The 663-nt window shown below is 36.7% G+C and carries 1 protein-coding gene; it reads right to left on the bottom strand.

The window, feature by feature from the left end:
• Window positions 1-3 precede the first annotated feature (3 nt).
• The gene (locus tag ACRCJ0_RS18020; protein WP_016897571.1) at window positions 4-513 is read right to left on the bottom strand and encodes a divergent PAP2 family protein; all 510 of its coding nucleotides are present in this window, start codon (window positions 511-513) and stop codon (window positions 4-6) included.
• Window positions 514-663 lie beyond the last annotated feature (150 nt).

Here is a 663-nt window from a genome sequence, read left to right as displayed (position 1 = left end):
TGATTATAATGGGAGATTTAATAGGATGTAGATAAAACGAACACCTAGCGTAACAAGTACACCAGTGGTCATACCACCAATAACCTCTGAAGGTTTGTGACCTAAATAATCATTAATGACCATGCGATCCTCATCAAGTGTGTTTAATTTAGCTAATAGATCTGTATCGTCAGTTTCTCTAGCCTTTTCTTTTAGAATCTTCATAAGGGTATAGATTAAAACCCCTTGCTCCCCATCCTGGCGACGAACACCCATGGCATCAAACATGACGATCATACCAAAACAAACGGCAATCGCAACGATTGGTGAGAAGAAACCATACTGAAGAATCAAAGCAGTGATTAGCGAAGTAACGGCAGCCGAGTGGGAACTAGGCATACCACCTGTAGCATGAATGATTGAGAGGTTAGCGTTTGGTTTCTTAAAGAAAACAGCAATAGGATATTTAACCAATTGTGCAATCATGATTGCTGCGAAGGTAACGACTAAAGGAAAATTAGTTGTTGTATTCATGTTTTCCTCCTTGAATTTATTTAATTCAATAATAGCATGAAAAAGATTCATTCGGAAAATGTTTCGCTGTAAAAATAGAAAATATGAAAAACTTTATCAACTTGGCGGAATAAAATTATTCAGTCATTAAATGGAGAATTTTCGCTCAGT

Source organism: Aerococcus sp. L_32, assembly GCF_050689315.1.
The sequence above is the reverse complement of the archived record's forward strand: the minus strand, read 5'-3'. Positions and strand labels throughout refer to the sequence as shown.